The following is an 18,122-nucleotide window of genomic DNA, read 5'->3' as shown; positions in this document are numbered from 1 at the left end:
GGTCTACTGCCAGCCACTCGCTCCACCCGCCTTGATCCTGCTGCTACCAAGTCCGACGACGACGACGGCGGCGACCGCGACGAGCAGGACCGACAACGCCACCGCCGCGTCCGCGTCGACCTCCCGTTGCAGGTAGATCTCCAGCGGAAGGGTGCGAGTCACACCTTCTCTCGACCCGGCGAACGTCAGGGTCGCGCCGAACTCGCCGAGCGATCGCGCGAAGGCGAGCACCGCACCGGACGCCAGCCCGGGAGCCAACAGCGGCAACGTCACGCGCCACCACACCGCGGTCGGCCGTGCCCCAAGGGTAGCGGCCACCACCTCGTAGTCTGCCCCGACGGTGCGAGCAGCGCCCTCTAGGGCGATGACGAGGAAGGGCAACGAGACGAAGGTCTGCGCGAGCACCACCGCGGTCGTGGTGAACGCGATCTGAATGCCCGCCGCGTCGAGGTACCTACCGAGGAGGCCGAGGCGTCCGAAGGCGTAGAGCAGCGCGATGCCACCCACCACCGGCGGCAGCACCAGTGGCAGCAGGATCAGCGGCCTGGCCCAGCGCACCATGCGGGAATCGCTGCGCGCCAACACCATTGCCATCGGGACGCCGAGCACGATGCACAGCGTCGTGCTCGCGGCAGCGGTCTTGAAGCTGAGCTCGAGCGCCGTCAACGAGGAGCTGCTGGTGATCAACGACCAGAACTGCGGCCAGTCGACCCGCGCCGCCACCGCGACCAGCGGGAGCGCGACGAAGATCGCGCCGATGGCGGCGGGGACGTAGATCCAGCGCGGCAGACCGCCCGAACTCCTCAAGGCTTGGCGAAACCCGCCTGGAGGAGGATCTTCTGGCCCGCGTTGCTCGTCACCAGGTCGACGAACTTCTCGGCCGCCGCTGTGTCGGCCGCACTCTTCAGCACGGCGATCGGGTAGGTGTTGACGGCCGCCGAGGACTCCGCGAAGTCGACCTCGGTCACCTTGTCCCCCGCCCCGAGCGCGTCGGTGACGTAGACGACTCCCGCGTCGGCCTGGCCGCTGGTCACCTTGGTCAGCACGTCGGTCACCGAGGACTCCTCGCTGACGGGATCCAGTGTCACTTTGGTCGCCCGCCGCACTTTCTCGGTCGCCGAGCCGCACGGCACCTGCGGTGCGCACACGACCACGGACAGGTCCGGCTTGGCGAGGTCGGCGAACGACGCCACCTTCTTCGGATTGCCCGGCGCGGTCACGATGACCAGGGTGTTGGACGCGAAGTTCACCGGATCTCCCGACAGCAGACCGGCCGTCGCGGCCTTGTCCATGTTCTTGGTGTCGGCCGAGGCGAACACGTCAGCCGTGGCGCCCTGCGTCAACTGGGTGACCAGGTCCGACGAACCAGCGAAGGTGAAGTCGACGGACCATCCAGGGTTGTCGGTCTTGAACTGCTCGCCGATCTCGGTGAACGTCTTCTTCAACGAGGCGGCCGCGTAGACGGTGAGCGAGCCGCGGGTCGGGGCTCCGCCGCCACTGGTCGTGCCTTGAGAGCCCGACCCGCAGCCGGTCAGCGCGACGAGAAGCAGCACCGAGAGGGCCGAAACGACGCGGTGGGTTCTGGTCACGGTCCAAACCCTAAGTGACCCAAACCTGACTGTCCGTGGTTCTCCGCGTGGCGCGATTCGTCAGCTAGCTACTGTCCAGTAACGTGGACGGCGACTCGCTGGGTTCAGCGTCGAACACGAGGAGGTCGTGATGATGGATGTGCTGCTCACCGGTGGTGACACCGAACTGGGACGCATCATCGCGGAGGGGTTCCGCGACGCGGGGCACAAGGTCGTGATCGCAGGCGCGCGCCGCGACGACCTCGAGGTGGCCGCGAAGGAACTCGACGTCGACTCTATCGTCTTCGACAACACCGACCCGGCCAGCCTCGAAGAGGCCCGCGCCCAGTTCCCCCACCATCTCGACACCATCGTCAACGTGCCCGCGCACCGTGGGGACGGTGGAGATCCCCGCACCTACACGCTGGCCGAGCGCGCCGCGGCCTGGCGCACGGCGCTGGACGCCACCGTGCTGTCCGCCGTTCTGACGGTTCAGATCCTCGGCGATCACCTCCGCTCGGGCGGCTCGATCGTCAACGTCGTCGGCGACAACGCCGGCGAGGGCAGCGCCGAAGCCGCCATCAAGGCCGCGCTGTCGAATTGGACTGCGGGACAAGCCACTCACTTCGGGATCCGCGGCATCACGCTCAATGCCGTGGCGTCGGGCCGTGGGGCCGAGCCGGGTTATGACGGCATCGCACGGACGTCACCGTCGGTGGCCGCCGAGATCACCCGGCTGGCTCTATTCCTGACCACGCCCGCCGCACGGCACATCACCGGCCAGACGCTGCACGTCTCTCACGGCGCGCTGGCAAGCTTCGCCTGAGTCCCGAGTTATTCCCGCTTCGCGGACAGTGAAACGGGATATCAGTTCCGTTTAGTCGTCGCTAGGGTCGTGTGAGTGACGATTCGACTCGGACTTCAGATCCCCAACTTCTCCTACGGCACCGGGGTCGAGGCACTCTTCCCCACCGTGATCGCGCAGGCACGCGAGGCCGAGGCCGCCGGCTTCGACTCGGTCTTCGTGATGGACCACTTCTACCAACTGCCGGGGCTCGGTAGCCCGGACCAGCCGATGCTCGAGGCCTACACCGCTCTGGGGGCCCTCGCGTCGGCGACCGAGAGCGTTCAACTCGGCACGCTCGTCACCGGCAACACGTACCGCAATCCGACGCTTCTCGCCAAGGCCATCACCACGCTGGACGTGATCAGTCAGGGCCGCGCCATCCTGGGTATCGGCACGGGCTGGTTCGAGTTGGAACACGACTCACTCGGCTACGACTTCGGCACCTTCACCGACCGCTTCAACAGGCTCGGCGAGTCCCTGCAGATCATCCTGCCGATGTTGGCCGGTGAGCGGCCGACGTTCTCCGGAAAGTACTACCGCACCAAGGAGGCCATGGCAGAACCGCGCTTCCGCGACCACATTCCGCTGATGATCGGAGGCAGCGGTGAGAAGAAGACGATTCCGTTGGCCGCCAAGCACTTCGACCACCTCAATATCATCGCCGGCTTCGACGAGCTGCCGCGGAAGCTCCAGGTGGTCAAGGAGAACTGCGAGAAGATCGACCGCGATCCAGCGACGCTCGAGACCAGCATGCTCGTCGTCGCGATCATCGACGAGAACGTCACACCGGACGTCATCCCCGAGGACTTCAGGCAGCAAGCGGTGTTCGGGAGCCCCGAACAGGTCGCCGACCAGATCAAGACCAAGGTCCTCGACGCCGGGGTGGACGGCGTCATCATCAGTCCGGTGACGAGCTTCAACGGCTACCAGCCGGGCGGCGCTACGGCAGTCGCGGAGAAGCTCAAGCCGATGCTCGAAGGGTAAACATACGGTGCGGTGGGTTATCTCACCGCGCTACGGGGAACGCCTCCGACTAACCTATGGGTCGTACTGAGTAGGTTTTCGCACGCGAGGAGCAGCAATGAGCCACCCCGGAGCTACGGCATCGGCTCGGCATAAGGTCGTCATCATCGGTTCCGGGTTCGGCGGTCTGAACGCTGCCCAGAAGCTGAAGAGGACCGATGTCGACATCAAGCTGATTGCCCGCACGACGCACCACCTGTTTCAGCCTCTGCTGTATCAGGTGGCCACCGGCATCATCTCGGAGGGCGAAATCGCTCCGCCGACGCGGCTGATCCTGCGCAAGCAGGAAAACGCCCAGGTGTTGCTCGGTGACGTCACCCATGTCGACCTCGCGAACAAGACCGTCACCTCGGAGCTGCTCGGGCACGACTACAAGACGCCCTTCGACAGCCTGATCATCGCCGCGGGCGCGGGACAGTCCTATTTCGGCAACGATCACTTCGCCGAGTTCGCCCCCGGCATGAAGTCGATCGACGACGCGCTCGAGCTGCGTGGCCGCATCCTCGGCGCCTTCGAACAGGCGGAGCGCTCCAGTGACCCGGTGCGCCGCAAGAAGCTGCTGACCTTCGTCGTCGTGGGCGCGGGCCCGACGGGTGTCGAGATGGCCGGTCAGATCCAGGAGTTGGCCGACCAGACGCTCAAGGGCAGCTTCAGGCACATCGACCCGACCGAGGCGCACGTCATCCTGCTCGACGCCGCACCCGCCGTGCTGCCGCCGATGGGCAAGAAGTTGGGGCTCAAGGCCCAGGCGCGGCTGGAGAAGATGGGCGTCGAGATCCAGCTCAACGCCATGGTGACCGACGTGGACCGCAACGGCATCACGGTCAAGGACGCCGACGGCACCATCCGCCGCATCGAATCGGCCTGCAAGGTGTGGTCGGCCGGTGTGTCAGCCAGCCCGCTCGGCCGTGACCTGGTAAATCAGTCCGACACCGAGATCGACCGGGCCGGCCGCGTGAAGGTGCTCCCCGACCTGTCGATTCCAGGTCACCCCAACGTCTTCGTCGTCGGCGACATGGCCTTCGTCGAGGGCGTGCCAGGCATGGCGCAGGGCGCCATCCAGGGCGCCAAGTACGTGGCCAAGATCATCCAGAACGAGGTCGCGGCCAGCAAGCACGGCACCATCCCCAAACCCCGCGAGCCGTTCAAGTACTTCGACAAGGGCTCGATGGCCACGGTGTCGAAGTGGAACGCGGTGGCTCAGGTCGGCAAGTTCGAGTTCAGTGGCTTCTTCGCCTGGCTGGCGTGGCTGGGCCTGCACCTGATCTACCTGGTCGGATTCAAGACGAAGGTCGCCACCCTGCTGTCGTGGACGGTGACGTTCCTCAGCCGCAGCCGCGGTCAGCTCGTCATCACCGAGCAGCAGGCCTACGCGAGAACGCGCATCGAGCAACTCGAGGACATCGCGGCCTCGGTGCGGGAAACCGAGAAGGCGGCCAGTTAGGCCGGTGGTCGCTAGAGCCGTTCGCCCTGCCAGGTGGCCAGGCAACCGCCTGCCGCCAACTCCAGCATCGTGCCCAAGGCGTCGAATGTCGTTTCCGGATAACGCAATTCGCTGACACACGCCAGCGGGGTGCCGAGTTCGTCGTCGGTGACCGACCCGGCGCCGAGTTCGACGCGATGCCGCAACAGCGGTGCGCCATCTACGTCGGCGTGCACTGAGCCCGACCAGAAGCCTTGGCGCTCGCCCGTTCTGCCGATCTGAACGCGTTCGCGTAACCGCACGCTGCCCGCGTCGCCGACGCTCAGCCGGGTCGACGTCACGTGTCTCGCCCTCCCGGCGACGATGGTCGGCTGGGGGTCGAGGTCGAGCACTCCCTGCACCTCCAGGTCCCAGCTGGCCCGGGACTCCATGGTGACCGTTCCGGGCATGGCCATCGTCGCGGCGGTGCTGCGGACGCGCAGGACGGCGCCCGGTTCGACGACCACGCGCACCCTGATGGTGTCCCCGCCCAGCGGCGTCGCGGCGGCCGAGACGAGGTGCACCGTGTGGGTGTCGGTGCGGCGGGCTGCGACCCCGCCTGCGCACTCGAGGCGCGGTGCGCGGTCGGGCGACGCGATGATCAGGACGTCGGAGAGCATTGCGGATCGAGCCCTTACACCGGGACGCGAAGCTGTTCGTGCACCCAGGCCAGTACCGGCTCCGCCGTGGGATCGTCAGTCAGCGAGATCAGTGCGGTCGGGCGGTCGTTCCGTACCGCCGCGGCGTCACGGCGCATCACGTCGAGGTCGGCGCCGACCATGGGCGCGAGGTCGGTCTTGTTGACCACCAGGAGGTCCGAGAACGTCACCCCCGGACCACCCTTGCGAGGCACCTTGTCGCCGCCCGCCACGTCGATGACGAAGATCTGCACGTCGACCAGGCCCGAGGAGAAGGTCGCCGTGAGATTGTCGCCACCCGACTCGACCAGGATCAGGTCGAGCGTGTCGTTGCCGGCGATCAGGTCGTCGATCGCGTCGAGGTTGGCGGTGATGTCGTCACGGATGGCGGTGTGCGGGCAGCCACCGGTCTGAACGGCGGCGATGCGCTCGTCGGGCAGGACGGCGTTGCGGCGCAGGAAGTCCGCGTCCTCGGTGGTGTAGATGTCGTTGGTCAGCACCGCGAGCGACAACTCGTCGCGCAACTGTCGGCACAGTGCGGCCACCAGCGCGGTCTTGCCGGAGCCCACCGGCCCACCGATGCCGATGCGCAGCGGCTCGCCCGCATGGCGGACGCGGCGCGGACGTTCGAGATGGTTCTGGGGCTCACCGTCGAGCAGATGTGGTGGCATGGATGCACCCTTTCTGGAGAGGCTTCACGAGACGAAGAGGGGACGGTCGCGGTCGACGTGGCGTTGAGCCAGCACGTCGAGCAGCGGATCGGACAGGTCGGCGAGCTCCTTGGCGGCCTCAGCGGCGGTCTGGTCGCACAGTGCCGACAGCTCCAAGGTCAGCGCCGCGACGTCACCGGGGTCCAGCGCCAGCAGGCGTTGAGCGGCGGTGGCCGACCCCGTCATCGTCGTGTACACCACCGAGATGGCCGTCTGTTCAGGCATCAGGCCACTGGCCGCGCCGACCGCGCCCGACGCGACGCCGAGGTGCGGTTTGACGCCGACGGCGTCCCAGTCCCGTTCCGGCCACACCTTGCGAGCCAGTCGGACGAGACCTCTCCCCTGAGCCCGTGAGGCGCTGCGGGCCGCGGGAGCCGGTGTCCGCGAATCGGTTTCGCGGTCGGCGTCGGCGAGGCTCAATGTGCCCGCGTGGACGGCGGCCGCCACCGACGCCGTGACCAGACCGCTGGTGCGGATGCGACGGCGCAGGTATGCCCTCAGTGTCGGCAGGTCCATCACGAGACCACTGGTGACGGCCTCCTCGACGCCTCCGGAGTGGACGTGACCGCCGGTCGGCAGCCGGGAGTCGGAGAGGGCGAGCAGCATGGAGAGGTCCGCGAGGCCCGGCATCAGAACAGGAAGTATCTCTGGGCCATCGGCAGTTCGGTGGCAGGTTGCTCTGCCCACACGTCGCCGTCGATGGTCACGGTGAAGGTGTCGGGGTCGACCTCGATGCGCGGGAGCGCGTCGTTGAGCGGCATGTCGGCCTTGCCCACCCTTCGGACGTCGCCGACGGCGACGAGTCGACGGTTGACGGCCAGCCGGTCGGCGAGGTGGTCCTCGATGGCCTGAGGCGCGACGAAGTGCACCGACGTCGCTGCTGCCGCCGCCGGCGCGGCGCCGAACATCGGCCGCGGCAGGACCGGTTGCGGTGTCGGGATCGAGGCGTTCGCGTCACCCATCGCGGCCCAGGCGATCATGCCGCCCTTGATCACCGCGTGCGGACGCACGCCGAAGAACGCCGGCTCCCACAGCACCAGGTCGGCGAGCTTGCCGACCTCGACGGAACCGATCTCGTGGTCGATGCCGTGGGCGATCGCCGGGCAGATCGTGTACTTCGCGACGTACCGGCGAATCCGGTCGTTGTCCGCCGCCCCGTCACCCTCCAGCGCGCCGCGGCGCTTCTTCATCACGTGCGCCGTCTGCCAGGTGCGCAGCACCACCTCGCCGATGCGACCCATCGCCTGCGCGTCGCTGCCGATCATCGAGATCGCGCCGATGTCGTGGAGCAGATCCTCCGCCGCGATCGTCGACGGCCGGATCCGGCTCTCGGCGAACGCCAGATCCTCTGGGACGCTTGGGTTCAGGTGGTGGCACACCATCAGCATGTCGAGATGCTCGTCGAGGGTGTTGACGGTGTGCGGACGCGTGGGGTTGGTCGAACTGGGCAGCACGTTGGGCTGCGACACCACCGTGATGATGTCCGGCGCGTGCCCACCGCCCGCGCCCTCGGTGTGATAGGCGTGAATGGCGCGGCCGTTGATGGCGGCCATTGTGTCCTCGACGAAGCCCGCCTCGTTGAGCGTGTCGGAGTGCAGGTTGACCTGAACCCCGGCCACATCGGCGACGGTCAGGCATGCGTCGATGGCGGCAGGGGTCGTGCCCCAGTCCTCGTGCAGCTTGAATCCCGCTGCGCCAGAACGCAATTGCTCCCACATCGACTCGGCGCTGACGGTGTTCCCCTTGCCGAGGAGCAGGACGTTCAGCGGCCAGTGGTCGAGCGCTTCGAGCATGCGCGCCAGGTGCCAGGCACCCGGCGTGACGGTGGTGGCCTTGCTGCCCTCCGCAGGACCGGTGCCACCCGCGACGATCGTGGTGATGCCGCCGCCGAGTGCCTCCTCCATGATCTGCGGGCAGATCAGGTGCACGTGGCAGTCGATCGCGCCTGCGGTGAGGATGCGCCCGTTTCCCGCGATGACCTCCGTCGAGGGTCCCACCACCAGATCGGGATGGACGCCGGACATGATGTCCGGGTTGCCCGCCTTGCCGATGGCGGTGATGCGGCCGTCGCGAATGCCGACGTCGGCCTTGATGATTCCCCAGTGGTCGACGATCACCACGCCGGTGATGACGGTGTCGGGCGCGCCGTCGGCTCGGGTAGCCCGCGATTGGCCCATGGACTCGCGGAGCACCTTGCCGCCGCCGAAGACCGCTTCGTCGCCCGCCCGTCCGGGGCCGCCGCTGCGGTCATCGGTGATCTCGATGAACAGGTCGGTGTCGGCGAGTCGGATCCGATCGCCGGTAGTGGGGCCGAAGAGAGCGGCGTAACGCGACCGGGACAGCTCGCTCACTAGTCGTCCAACTTTCCTGGAGGGTTCAACGACAGCCCGTAGACCTCGCGGGTGCCGCTCAGCGGAACGAGCGAAACATGCTGGCCGATACCGGGTTCGAAACGCACCGCGGTCCCGGCGGGGATGTCGAGTCGGTGACCGTGGGCCGCCGCGCGGTCGAACTCCAGCGCCGCGTTGGCCTGCGGCAGGTGCACGTGGCTGCCGACCTGTACGGGCCGATCGCCGGTGTTCACGACGTCGAGCTCGAGTCTTTCGGCGCCTTCGTTGAGGGTGATGTCACCGTCGCCGTAGACGATCTCTCCGGGAATCATCGACATGCCTCAGGGAATCGGGTGATGGACGGTGACGAGCTTGGTGCCGTCGGGGAACGTAGCCTCCACCTGAACGTCGTAGAGCATCTCGGGCACGCCGTCCATGACGTCGTCACGGCTGAGCACCTCGCGCCCACTGTTCATCAGCTCGGCGACGGTGCGGCCGTCGCGGGCTCCTTCGAGAAGATGGTCGGTGATCACCGCGACCGTCTCGGGATGATTCAGCCGCAGGCCGCGCGCCTGTCGGCGCCGGGCGAGTTCGGCCGCGTACGAGATGAGCAGGCGGTCCTGCTCGTGCGGTGACAAGCGCATAGGTCGCGATCCTGCCACGGCAGGCGACAGTCAGCAGCGCACGCGTGAAGGCGCCTGCGTTCAGCCCTCGTTCGGCAGGTTCTGCAGCCGAACCTGGCCGCGGGCGACCATCTTGTCGTTCGTGTCGGTGATCTCGATGAGCCAGATCTGCTGGCGTCGACCGCGATGGATGGGGGTGGACACCGCGGTGACCATGCCCGCGGTGATGGCACGCAGGAAGTCGGTGTTGTTGTTGACCCCGACGACGTTGCTTCCGCTGCCCTTGGCCTGCAGCCACGTCGCCGCCGAGACACTGGCCACGCTCTCCACGATCGCGCAGTAGACGCCGCCGTGCACGATGCCGTGCGGCTGGAGGTGCCTGTCGGTGACGGTCAGCTGCGCCTTCGCGCCGTCGGGTGTCACCTCTAGGTAGGTGAGGCCGATCTCGTCGTCGAATCCGCCGCCTACGCCGCTGGGCATCCAAGTCGTCACATCGAAGTGTCTACACGCCCCGGAACTGCTCCGGCGCAACACCCCTCGAAAACGGGCGGGCGGCGCACACGATTCGTGCGCGGGGCCCGCCCTCGAGTGGACCGGGGATCTCTGCAGCCCTCAGGATTCCGCGGCGGTCCGGTGGTTCGGTGGAGTTGAGTTCCCCTTGCCCTTGAAGGTCCGATCGCTGCCGCGAACTGGTGCACCGAAACCGACCAACGCGTCCAGCACGGCCTGGGCGCGACGCATGCTCGTCAGCTCACTGGATCAGGCAAGCAGAGGGGTACAGCTCCCGCAGGCGACGGCTGGACTGATGTAGCGGCAGGGTCCGGGTGATCGACATGCGTGCGATCAGTGGGTCGTCGACGGCGACCCACATGAGCAAGACCTCCTTGTTAGGTTAGCCTTACTATAGTGAGAGCCGCGGAGAGGAAAACGCCTTGTGACTCGACTCACAGCGGGTATCCGACACGGACGGTCGGCTGGTCAGGAAGCAACGAGAACGCCCGCGAGTTGACCCTTCACGGGCTCGCATCCCTCGCGCCGGGAAACTGATACGACGCACGGTAGTAAGCCCGTAGTACCCTGAATCCATTGCTCAGGAGAGTGAACCAAACATGCCCAAGCAGACGCGACTCGGGGAACTCGAACGCGAAGTGATGGACCACCTGTGGTCATCGCACGAGCCCCAGACCGTCCGCCAGGTGCACGAAGCACTGGCGGCGCGGCGAGACCTCGCCTATACGACGGTCATGACGGTGCTGCAACGCCTGGCCAAGAAGAATCTCGTCGTGCAGCACCGCGACGACCGGGCACACCGCTACGCACCGACCCACGGCCGCGACGTCCTCGTCGCCGGCCTCATGGTCGACGCTCTCGACCAGGCCTCGGACTTCGGCAGTCGAGAGGCCGCGCTCGTCCACTTCGTCGAACGGGTGGGTGCGGACGAGGCGGCTGCGCTGCGGCGCGCACTGGCCGAGTTGGAGGCCAAGGAGAGTTCTGCCTCGTCCGGTGGCAATTCGGGCACCGCCTGAGGGACACTTACAGTGTGTCCGCGCTGGCCTTCTCCATAGTCGCGCTTCTCCTCATTGGGCCAGTGCCTGCGTTGTTGGCGCGGGCCACGTGGACGTTGCGCGCGCCGCGAGCGGCGGTCGTGCTGTGGCAGTCGATCGCGCTGGCCGCCGTGCTCTCCGCGTTCAGTGCAGGCATCGCCATCGCCAGCAGACTCTTCGTGCCGGGCCTGGACGGTCGACCGACCGCGACCGTCACCAGTGAGATCGAGGTCCTCGGCTGGCCGTTGTGGCTCCTGTACGTCGTCGTCTTCGCGCTCACGCTGCTGGTCGGTGTTCGCCTCGTGGGTTCCTTTGTTCAGGTGGCGATCGCCACCCGCAGGCGGCGGGCCCATCACCGCATGCTCGTCGACCTCCTCGGCAGGTCGCACGACCCGTCGTTGCGGCGATCCCACGGACTTCGCATCTTGGACGTGGCGCAGCCGTTGGCCTACTGCCTGCCCGGCGTGCGCAGCCGGGTCGTCGTCAGCGAGGGCACGCTGAGCGCGCTGACGGACACCGAGATGGCGGCGATCCTCAGCCACGAGCACGCGCACCTGCGCGCCCGGCACGACTTGGTGCTCGAGATGTTCACCGCCGTCCATGCCGCCTTCCCGCGCTTCGTCCGCAGCGCGAACGCGCTCGACGCGGTGCGACTACTCATCGAGTTGCTCGCCGACGACGCTGCCGTGCGGACGGCTGGCCCCACTCCCCTCGCCAGGGCGCTGGTCGCCTGTGCCTCCAGTCGGGCACCGTCCGGCGCGCTTGCCGCGGGCGGTCCACACACCATCACGCGCGTGCGCCGCCTCGCCGGCAAGCCCAACAGCGTATCCCTCGCGGCAGCGGCGTACGTCACCGCCGCGGCCGTCCTCGTCGTACCCACCTTTGCACTCGCGGTGCCCTGGCTCACCGAGTTGCAGCGGCTGATAGCCGCGTAGATTCAACTTTCAGAATCCCCGTGCGACAACCAATCGACGAAAGGCTGCCTGTGAGCTCGCCCGAAACCAACGCCACGGCTCAGATCGGCGTCACCGGCCTGGCCGTGATGGGGTCCAACATCGCACGTAACTTCGCCCACCACGGCTACACCGTGGCACTGCACAACCGGTCGGTCGCCAAGACCGACGCGCTACTGGAAGTGCACGGTTCCGAGGGCAAGTTCGTGCGCAGTGAGACCATCCCCGAATTCCTTGCCGCACTGGAGAAGCCACGCCGGGTGCTGATCATGGTCAAGGCGGGCGACCCCACCGATGCCGTGATCAACGAGCTCGCCGATGCGATGGAGGAAGGCGACATCATCATCGATGGCGGCAACTCCCTCTACACCGACACCATCCGACGGGAGAAGGCGATCCGGGAACGCGGTCTGCACTTCGTCGGCGCAGGCATCTCCGGCGGCGAGGAGGGCGCGCTCAACGGTCCGTCGATCATGCCGGGCGGCCCGGCCGAGTCCTACAAGTCGTTGGGCCCGTTGCTCGAGGAGATCTCCGCGCACGTCGATGGCGTGCCCTGCTGCACGCACATCGGTCCCGACGGCTCGGGCCACTTCGTCAAGATGGTGCACAACGGCATCGAGTACTCCGACATGCAGCTGATCGGCGAGGCCTACCAGCTGCTGCGCGATGGGCTCGGCAAGACGGCGCCCGAGATCGCCGAGGTCTTCGGCGAGTGGAACGAGGGCGATCTGGACAGCTACCTCATCGAGATCACCGCGGAGGTGCTCAAGCAGGTCGATGCCAAGACCGGCAAGCCGTTGGTCGACGTCATCCTCGACGAAGCGGAACAGAAGGGCACCGGCCGCTGGACGGTCAAGTCCGCACTGGACCTCGGGGTGCCGGTGACCGGCATCGCCGAGGCCGTCTTCGCCCGCGCGCTGTCGGGCTCGGTCACCCAGCGCAAGGCCACCACCGGTCTGGCTTCCGGCACCCTCGGCGCCAAGCCGACCGATGCCGCGAAGTTCACCGACGACGTCAGCAAGGCGCTGTACGCCTCGAAGATCGTCGCGTATGCCCAGGGCTTCAACCAGATTCAGGCTGGCAGCAAGGAGTACGACTGGGGCATCACGCCCGGTGACATGGCCACCATCTGGCGCGGTGGCTGCATCATCCGGGCTAAGTTCCTCAACCGGATCAAGGAAGCCTTCGACGACGAGCCGGAGCTGGCCACGCTGATCGTGGCTCCGTACTTCCGCGAGGCCATCGAGGCTGCCATCGACGGCTGGCGACGCGTCGTGGTGACCGCCACCGAATTGGGCATCCCGATTCCTGGCTTCTCGTCGGCGCTGTCCTACTACGACGCGTTGCGCACCGAGCGCCTCCCCGCGGCTCTCACCCAGGGGCTGCGCGACTTCTTCGGCGCGCACACCTACGGGCGCATCGACGAGGACCCGAGCAAGAAGTTCCACACCCAGTGGAGCGGTGACCGCAGCGAGTCGCCTGCGTGAGATTCCTGGAGGGGCACAACCCGCCCTACGACCTGACCTACAACGACGTCTTCGTCGTGCCGGGGCGCTCCGACGTCACGTCCCGGTTCGACGTCGACCTCTCGACCGTCGACGGGTCCGGTACCACGATCCCCGTGGTCGTAGCCAACATGACCGCGGTTGCCGGCCGTCGGATGGCTGAGACGGTGGCGCGACGCGGCGGCATCGTCGTTCTGCCGCAAGATCTTCCGGCCTCGGCGGTACGCCAGATGGTCGATTTCGTGAAGAGCCGGGACATGGTGGTCGACACCCCCGTCACCCTGTCGCCGGAGGACTCGGTATCCGACGCCACCGCGCTGATTCACAAGCGCGCGCACGGTGCTGCCGTCGTGGTCGATCAGGACGGCAAACCGGTCGGCCTGGTCACCGACGCGTCGTGTCAGGGCGTGGACCGCTTCGCACGGGTCCGCGACGTCGCCGTCGCCGATTTCGTGACCGCACCCGTTGGCACCGATCCGCGCGTGGTGTTCGACCAACTCGAGCACAGCTCGGTCGGGGTGGCCGTGATGACCGGGCCCGACGGCCGCCTGGCCGGCGTACTGACGCGCACGGGCGCCGTCCGGGCAGGCATCTACACGCCCGCCGTCGACGATGCGGGCCGCCTGCGGATCGCGGCCGCGGTCGGCATCAACGGCGACGTCGCGGCCAAGGCCCAGGCGCTGGCCGAAGCGGGGGTCGACCTGCTGGTGGTCGACACCGCACACGGTCATCAGCTCAAGATGCTCGATGCGATCAAGGCGGTGTCGTCGCTGGACCTCGGACTGCCGCTGGCGGCGGGCAACGTGGTGTCGGCCGAGGGGGCGCGCGACCTGATCAGCGCGGGCGCGTCGATCGTCAAGGTGGGCGTCGGCCCCGGGGCGATGTGCACGACCCGGATGATGACCGGGGTCGGACGCCCCCAGTTCTCCGCCGTAGTCGAATGCTCTTCTGCAGCAGGGCAACTGGGTGGTCACGTCTGGGCGGACGGCGGCGTACGGCATCCGCGTGACGTGGCACTCGCGCTTGCCGCGGGTGCCTCCAACGTGATGATCGGCTCATGGTTCGCCGGGACCTACGAGTCGCCGGGTGACCTGCTGTACGACCGGGAGGACCGGCGGTACAAGGAGAGCTACGGCATGGCGTCGAAGCGGGCGGCGGCGGCCAGGACCGCCGGTGACAGCCAGTTCGACCGCGCGCGCAGGGCACTGTTCGAAGAGGGCATCTCGACGTCGAGGATGGACCTGGACCCGACCCGCGGTGGCGTCGAGGACCTGCTCGACCACATCACCTCCGGCGTGCGGAGCACCTGCACCTACGTGGGGGCGGCGACGTTGCCAGAACTCCACGACAAGGTCGTCCTCGGCGTGCAGTCCGCTGCCGGCTTCGCCGAGGGGCACCCGCTGCCGACGGGGTGGTGACCGCCCAGCGTGCTGCGCTGACTCGGCTACGATTGGCCCCATCTCGTCGCCGATCGAAAGGGAACACGTGCCGCAGGCACCCGCCGAGGCCCCGGAACCTGAACGGGCCTCCTCGGAGCCATCCGACGCCGAACCCTCCAGTAGGCAGCCGGGCTCAATGCCCGGCGCCCGTTGTGCGAGGCTCCGATGAGCCTGGTCCTCAGTCTGATCGCCTTCCTGCTGCTGACAGCCGGGACGGCGTTGTTCGTCGCCGCGGAGTTCTCCCTCACCGCCCTGGAACGCAGCACCGTCGAGGCCAACGCCAAGACCGGCGGCTGGCGGGACCAGTACGTCCAGAAGGCCCACCGCTCGCTGTCGTTCCAGTTGTCGGGCGCACAGCTCGGCATCTCGATCACGACGCTGGCCACCGGTTACCTGGCCGAACCCGTCGTCGGCAGGCTGCTGCACGCACCATTGACCGCGATCGGCGTTCCGTCGAGCATGCTCGACGGCATCGCGCTGGCGTTGGCGCTGCTGATCGCCACGTCGGTGTCGATGATCTTCGGCGAGCTGGTGCCGAAGAACCTGGCCGTCGCCAAGCCGCTGCCGACCGCGCGATGGGCCGCCCCGCTGCAATGGTGGTTCTCGCGGATGCTGATCCCGGCGATCAAGGTGACCAACGGCACCGCGAACTGGATCCTGCGCCGGCTCGGCATCGAACCCGCCGAGGAGCTGCGGTCCGCTCGCTCGCCGCAGGAGCTCGTGTCGCTGGTGCGGACCTCCAAGCGCAGCGGCTCGCTGGACGCGAGCACGGCGGATCTCGTCGACCGCTCTCTGCAGTTCGGTGAGCGCTCGGCGGAGGAGCTCATGACGCCACGCTCGAAGATCGAGGCGCTGCACGTCGATGACACCGTCGCGGACCTGGTGGTCAAGGCGATGGAGACGGGCTTCTCCCGCTTCCCCATCGTCGACGGAGACCTCGACGAGACGGTCGGGATCGTGCACATCAAGCAGGTGTTCACGGTGCCGGTCGCCGACCGCGCCCATACGCGCCTGTCGGTGATCGCCCTGCCCGTGGCCACCGTGCCGTCGAGCCTGGACGGTGACGCGGTGATGGCTCAGATCCGCGCCAACGGCCTGCAGACCGCGCTGGTGGTCGACGAGTACGGCGGCACGGCGGGCATGGTTACCGTCGAGGACCTCATCGAGGAGATCGTCGGCGACGTCCGCGACGAGCACGACGACGCCACCCCCGACGTGGTCGAGGTTCGCGACGGGTGGCGGATCTCGGGTCTGCTGCGCATCGACGAGGTCGAGACCGAGACGCCGTTCCGGCCGCCGGAGGGCGAGTACGAAACGATAGGCGGCCTGATCCTTCAGGAGCTCGGACATATCCCCGAGCCCGGCGAGACCGTCCAGCTCACCGAGTTCGACCCCGACGGTCCCCTGGACGATCCCGTGCACTGGCAGGCGACGGTGATTCAGATGGACGGCCGACGCATCGACCTGCTGGAGCTGACCGAGCTGGGCCGCCGCGGGAAACCCGGGAAGGAGGACTGATGGGATCCGACGTCTTCGGTGTGCTGCTGACGGTGCTGCTGCTCGGTGCCAACGCCTTCTTCGTGGGGTCCGAGTTCGCGCTGATCTCGGCGCGCCGCGACCGCCTGGAAGCCCTCGCCGAACAGGGCAAGAAGAGCGCCGTCACCGTCATCAGGGCGGGTGAGCGGCTGTCCCTCATGTTGGCCGGCGCCCAGCTGGGCATCACCATCTGCTCGATCCTGCTTGGCCGGGTCGGCGAGCCCGCGGTCGCCCACCTCCTCGAGGGTCCGTTCGGCGCCGTGGGAATTCCGGACACGGTGCTGCACACGGTGTCGTTCCTGATCGCGCTCGGCGTCGTGGTGACGCTGCACGTGCTGCTCGGCGAGATGGTGCCGAAGAACATCGCGATCGCCGGGCCCGAGTCCACGGCGATGCTGCTGATCCCGCCGTATCTGGTCTACATGCGACTGGCCAAGCCGTTCATCGCGTTCTACAACTGGTGCGCCAACACGACGCTGCGCACGTTCGGCGTGGAACCCAAGGACGAGCTCGACGTGACGGTGTCCACGGTCGAACTGTGGGAGATGATCGCCGAGTCACTGTCGGAGGGCCTGCTCGACCCCGAGGAGCACGGCAGGCTGACGCGGGCTCTGCAGGTGCGCACCCACGTCGTCGCCGACGTCGCGATTCCGCTCGGTGACATCCGGGCGGTTCCGGTCGCGGGTCCGGGGCTGGGACCCACCGTCGCCGCGATCGAACGGGCGCTGGTCGACACGGGCTATTCACGCTTCCCCGTGACCGACGGCGCGGGCGAATACCTCGGTTACCTGCACATCAAGGACGTGCTCTCGCTGATGAACGACCCCGATGCGGTGCTCGACGCGTCGAGCGTGCGCGCCCTTCCGAGGTTGCCGTCGTCGTTGCCCGTGCCCGATGCATTGACCCGCTTGCGGCGCGACAACAGCCACCTGGCCCTCGTCACCACCGGCGAACAGGTAACCGCCGTCGTGGCGTTGGAGGACCTCGTCGAGGATCTGGTGGGGACGGTGCGCGACGGAACGCACCGTGTCTGAGACGGTGCTCGGCGAATCCGACTGGACCGAGCGCGAGCGCCGGTACGTCGAGCGGGCGCAGGACTTCCTCGGGCCGCACCGTGCCCGCGCCCAACGTGGCGAAGCGCATCCGGTGTGGGACTTCCTGTTCAGTTACTACAGTCTGCGTCCCCGACAGTTGCGTCGCTGGCACCCCGGCTTCGGCATCGCCCTCGAGGGTGCCTCGGCGGATCGGTTCGCCGACCGCGCCGCCTACGTCCGAGGGGGCTCCGCGGTCACCGTCACCCGAGCGCACCTGCTCACCCGCATCTACACCGTCGAATTCATCGCGGAGTTGCTGCGGGCCACGGCCGGTCGGCCGGCGCGGCTGAACTGCTTCGGACTCCACGAGTGGGCGATGGTCTACCGCACCCCCGACGTGCGGCACGGCCAGGTTCCGCTCCGGCTCGGCGCGGCGGGCACCGACGCGGTGATCGAATCAAACCCGTTGCGGTGCAGTCACTTCGACGCCTACCGCTTCTTCACCGGGCCAGCCGTGCCGCGCAACGCCGAGTTGTTGAGCCGCCAGACGCAGGTCGTCAGCGAACAACCGGGTTGCGTGCACGCCAACATGGACTTGTACAAGTGGTGCTACAAGCTCGGTGCGCTGGTGCCGTCGGAATTGCTGATGGACTGCCTGGACCTCGCGGCCGACGCGCGGGCGCTGGACATGCGGGCCAGCCCGTACGACCTGCTGTCCTACGGGATCGCACCCATCGCGATCGAGGACGCCGCGGGCCGCATCGAGTACGTGCGGTGTCAACGCGAGATCGCCGAGCGCGCCGCCCCGCTTCGGGTAGCCCTGCTGAGCCGGTGCGACGAGTTGCTCGCGGCGGCGCGACAGGCCAATCGGCCCGCAGTTACCCACGGGTAAGCTGGATCGACGCTTGAG

The 18,122-nt window shown here is 67.8% G+C and carries 19 protein-coding genes and 1 pseudogene; 10 read left to right on the top strand and 10 right to left on the bottom strand.

From position 1 onward, the window contains the following. Positions 1-3: 3 nt before the first annotated feature. Together VET27_RS22145 and modA are read right to left on the bottom strand one after the other, a co-directional pair. Positions 4-807: an ABC transporter permease gene (locus VET27_RS22145; protein ID WP_526521757.1), complete on the bottom strand. Its 804-nt coding sequence runs from the start codon at positions 805-807 to the stop codon at positions 4-6. Further along, entirely contained in the window at positions 804-1,589 is a 786-nt protein-coding gene (gene modA / locus VET27_RS22140) for a molybdate ABC transporter substrate-binding protein (RefSeq protein ID WP_526521756.1), read from the bottom strand. Before modA ends, VET27_RS22145 begins: the two co-directional genes overlap by 4 nt. 133 nt (positions 1,590-1,722) lie before the next feature. Between modA and VET27_RS22135 the strand changes: the two genes are divergently transcribed. The 3 genes from VET27_RS22135 to ndh all read left to right on the top strand — a co-directional run bounded on the left by VET27_RS22135 (position 1,723) and on the right by ndh (position 4,882). Further along, a complete protein-coding gene (locus VET27_RS22135; protein ID WP_526521779.1) occupies positions 1,723-2,394 on the top strand; it encodes an SDR family oxidoreductase in 672 nt (223 codons plus the stop codon). A 75-nt stretch (positions 2,395-2,469) separates the two neighbouring features. Next, entirely contained in the window at positions 2,470-3,399 is a 930-nt protein-coding gene (locus VET27_RS22130; RefSeq protein ID WP_526521755.1) for an LLM class F420-dependent oxidoreductase, read from the top strand. Between the two features lie 97 nt (positions 3,400-3,496). After that, a complete protein-coding gene (gene ndh / locus VET27_RS22125; protein WP_526521754.1) occupies positions 3,497-4,882 on the top strand; it encodes a type II NADH:quinone oxidoreductase Ndh in 1,386 nt (461 codons plus the stop codon). 11 nt (positions 4,883-4,893) lie between these two features. Here ndh and VET27_RS22120 read toward each other — a convergent pair whose 3' ends face one another. The 8 genes and pseudogenes from VET27_RS22120 to VET27_RS22085 all read right to left on the bottom strand — a co-directional run. Beyond that, positions 4,894-5,520 (bottom strand): urease accessory protein UreD, encoded by a 627-nt coding sequence (locus VET27_RS22120; protein WP_526521753.1) that lies wholly within the window; start codon positions 5,518-5,520, stop codon positions 4,894-4,896. Positions 5,521-5,534: 14 nt separating this feature from the next. Then, positions 5,535-6,209: an urease accessory protein UreG gene (ureG, locus tag VET27_RS22115; protein ID WP_526521752.1), complete on the bottom strand. Its 675-nt coding sequence runs from the start codon at positions 6,207-6,209 to the stop codon at positions 5,535-5,537. A 24-nt stretch (positions 6,210-6,233) separates the two neighbouring features. Continuing rightward, positions 6,234-6,878, bottom strand: coding sequence for an urease accessory protein UreF (locus VET27_RS22110; RefSeq protein WP_526521751.1), 645 nt, complete (start codon positions 6,876-6,878; stop codon positions 6,234-6,236). Then, on the bottom strand, positions 6,878-8,599 hold the full coding sequence (locus VET27_RS22105; RefSeq protein ID WP_526521750.1) for an urease subunit alpha: 1,722 nt from the start codon (positions 8,597-8,599) through the stop codon (positions 6,878-6,880). Before VET27_RS22105 ends, VET27_RS22110 begins: the two co-directional genes overlap by 1 nt. Beyond that, on the bottom strand, positions 8,599-8,910 hold the full coding sequence (locus tag VET27_RS22100; RefSeq protein ID WP_526521749.1) for an urease subunit beta: 312 nt from the start codon (positions 8,908-8,910) through the stop codon (positions 8,599-8,601). The genes VET27_RS22105 and VET27_RS22100 overlap by 1 nt, the downstream gene beginning before the upstream one ends. A 9-nt stretch (positions 8,911-8,919) precedes the next feature. Next, positions 8,920-9,222: an urease subunit gamma gene (locus tag VET27_RS22095; protein WP_526521748.1), complete on the bottom strand. Its 303-nt coding sequence runs from the start codon at positions 9,220-9,222 to the stop codon at positions 8,920-8,922. Between the two features lie 60 nt (positions 9,223-9,282). Further along, positions 9,283-9,693 (bottom strand): PaaI family thioesterase, encoded by a 411-nt coding sequence (locus VET27_RS22090; RefSeq protein ID WP_526521747.1) that lies wholly within the window; start codon positions 9,691-9,693, stop codon positions 9,283-9,285. 280 nt (positions 9,694-9,973) lie between these two features. Further along, positions 9,974-10,072 (bottom strand): annotated as a pseudogene (locus VET27_RS22085) (iron reductase); the annotation flags it as partial. 238 nt (positions 10,073-10,310) lie between these two features. On the opposite strand from VET27_RS22085, the gene VET27_RS22080 reads away from it, so the two are divergent. From VET27_RS22080 to VET27_RS22050, 7 genes are all read left to right on the top strand, one after another. Beyond that, positions 10,311-10,727 carry a BlaI/MecI/CopY family transcriptional regulator gene (locus tag VET27_RS22080; protein ID WP_526521746.1) on the top strand — a complete coding sequence of 139 codons (417 nt, stop codon included), beginning with the start codon at positions 10,311-10,313 and terminating at the stop codon, positions 10,725-10,727. 14 nt (positions 10,728-10,741) lie between these two features. Further along, entirely contained in the window at positions 10,742-11,680 is a 939-nt protein-coding gene (locus VET27_RS22075) for a M56 family metallopeptidase (protein ID WP_526521745.1), read from the top strand. A gap of 50 nt (positions 11,681-11,730) precedes the next feature. Next, the gene (gene gnd, locus VET27_RS22070) at positions 11,731-13,185 is read left to right on the top strand and encodes an NADP-dependent phosphogluconate dehydrogenase (RefSeq protein ID WP_526521744.1); all 1,455 of its coding nucleotides are present in this window, start codon (positions 11,731-11,733) and stop codon (positions 13,183-13,185) included. Then, positions 13,182-14,621 carry a GuaB1 family IMP dehydrogenase-related protein gene (locus VET27_RS22065; RefSeq protein ID WP_526521743.1) on the top strand — a complete coding sequence of 480 codons (1,440 nt, stop codon included), beginning with the start codon at positions 13,182-13,184 and terminating at the stop codon, positions 14,619-14,621. Before gnd ends, VET27_RS22065 begins: the two co-directional genes overlap by 4 nt. A gap of 186 nt (positions 14,622-14,807) precedes the next feature. Continuing rightward, positions 14,808-16,160: a CNNM domain-containing protein gene (locus tag VET27_RS22060; protein WP_526521742.1), complete on the top strand. Its 1,353-nt coding sequence runs from the start codon at positions 14,808-14,810 to the stop codon at positions 16,158-16,160. After that, positions 16,160-17,212: a CBS domain-containing protein gene (locus tag VET27_RS22055; RefSeq protein WP_526521741.1), complete on the top strand. Its 1,053-nt coding sequence runs from the start codon at positions 16,160-16,162 to the stop codon at positions 17,210-17,212. The genes VET27_RS22060 and VET27_RS22055 overlap by 1 nt, the downstream gene beginning before the upstream one ends. After that, positions 17,205-18,104, top strand: coding sequence for a 3-methyladenine DNA glycosylase (locus VET27_RS22050; RefSeq protein WP_526521740.1), 900 nt, complete (start codon positions 17,205-17,207; stop codon positions 18,102-18,104). The genes VET27_RS22055 and VET27_RS22050 overlap by 8 nt, the downstream gene beginning before the upstream one ends. Positions 18,105-18,122 lie beyond the last annotated feature (18 nt).

It is taken from the genome of Mycobacterium sp., from assembly GCF_035633495.1.
Classification (GTDB): domain Bacteria; phylum Actinomycetota; class Actinomycetes; order Mycobacteriales; family Mycobacteriaceae; genus Mycobacterium.
The sequence above is the reverse complement of the archived record's forward strand: the minus strand, read 5'-3'. Positions and strand labels throughout refer to the sequence as shown.

Coding starts and splice junctions, on each gene's coding strand:
- VET27_RS22120 (WP_526521753.1), bottom strand. CDS start 5,520: ATGCTCTCCGACGTCCTGATCATCGCGTCGCCCGACCGCGCACCGCGC.
- ureG (WP_526521752.1), bottom strand. CDS start 6,209: ATGCCACCACATCTGCTCGACGGTGAGCCCCAGAACCATCTCGAACGT.
- VET27_RS22135 (WP_526521779.1), top strand. CDS start 1,723: ATGGATGTGCTGCTCACCGGTGGTGACACCGAACTGGGACGCATCATC.
- VET27_RS22110 (WP_526521751.1), bottom strand. CDS start 6,878: ATGCCGGGCCTCGCGGACCTCTCCATGCTGCTCGCCCTCTCCGACTCC.
- VET27_RS22060 (WP_526521742.1), top strand. CDS start 14,808: ATGAGCCTGGTCCTCAGTCTGATCGCCTTCCTGCTGCTGACAGCCGGG.
- ndh (WP_526521754.1), top strand. CDS start 3,497: ATGAGCCACCCCGGAGCTACGGCATCGGCTCGGCATAAGGTCGTCATC.
- VET27_RS22055 (WP_526521741.1), top strand. CDS start 16,160: ATGGGATCCGACGTCTTCGGTGTGCTGCTGACGGTGCTGCTGCTCGGT.
- VET27_RS22080 (WP_526521746.1), top strand. CDS start 10,311: ATGCCCAAGCAGACGCGACTCGGGGAACTCGAACGCGAAGTGATGGAC.
- VET27_RS22095 (WP_526521748.1), bottom strand. CDS start 9,222: ATGCGCTTGTCACCGCACGAGCAGGACCGCCTGCTCATCTCGTACGCG.
- VET27_RS22100 (WP_526521749.1), bottom strand. CDS start 8,910: ATGATTCCCGGAGAGATCGTCTACGGCGACGGTGACATCACCCTCAAC.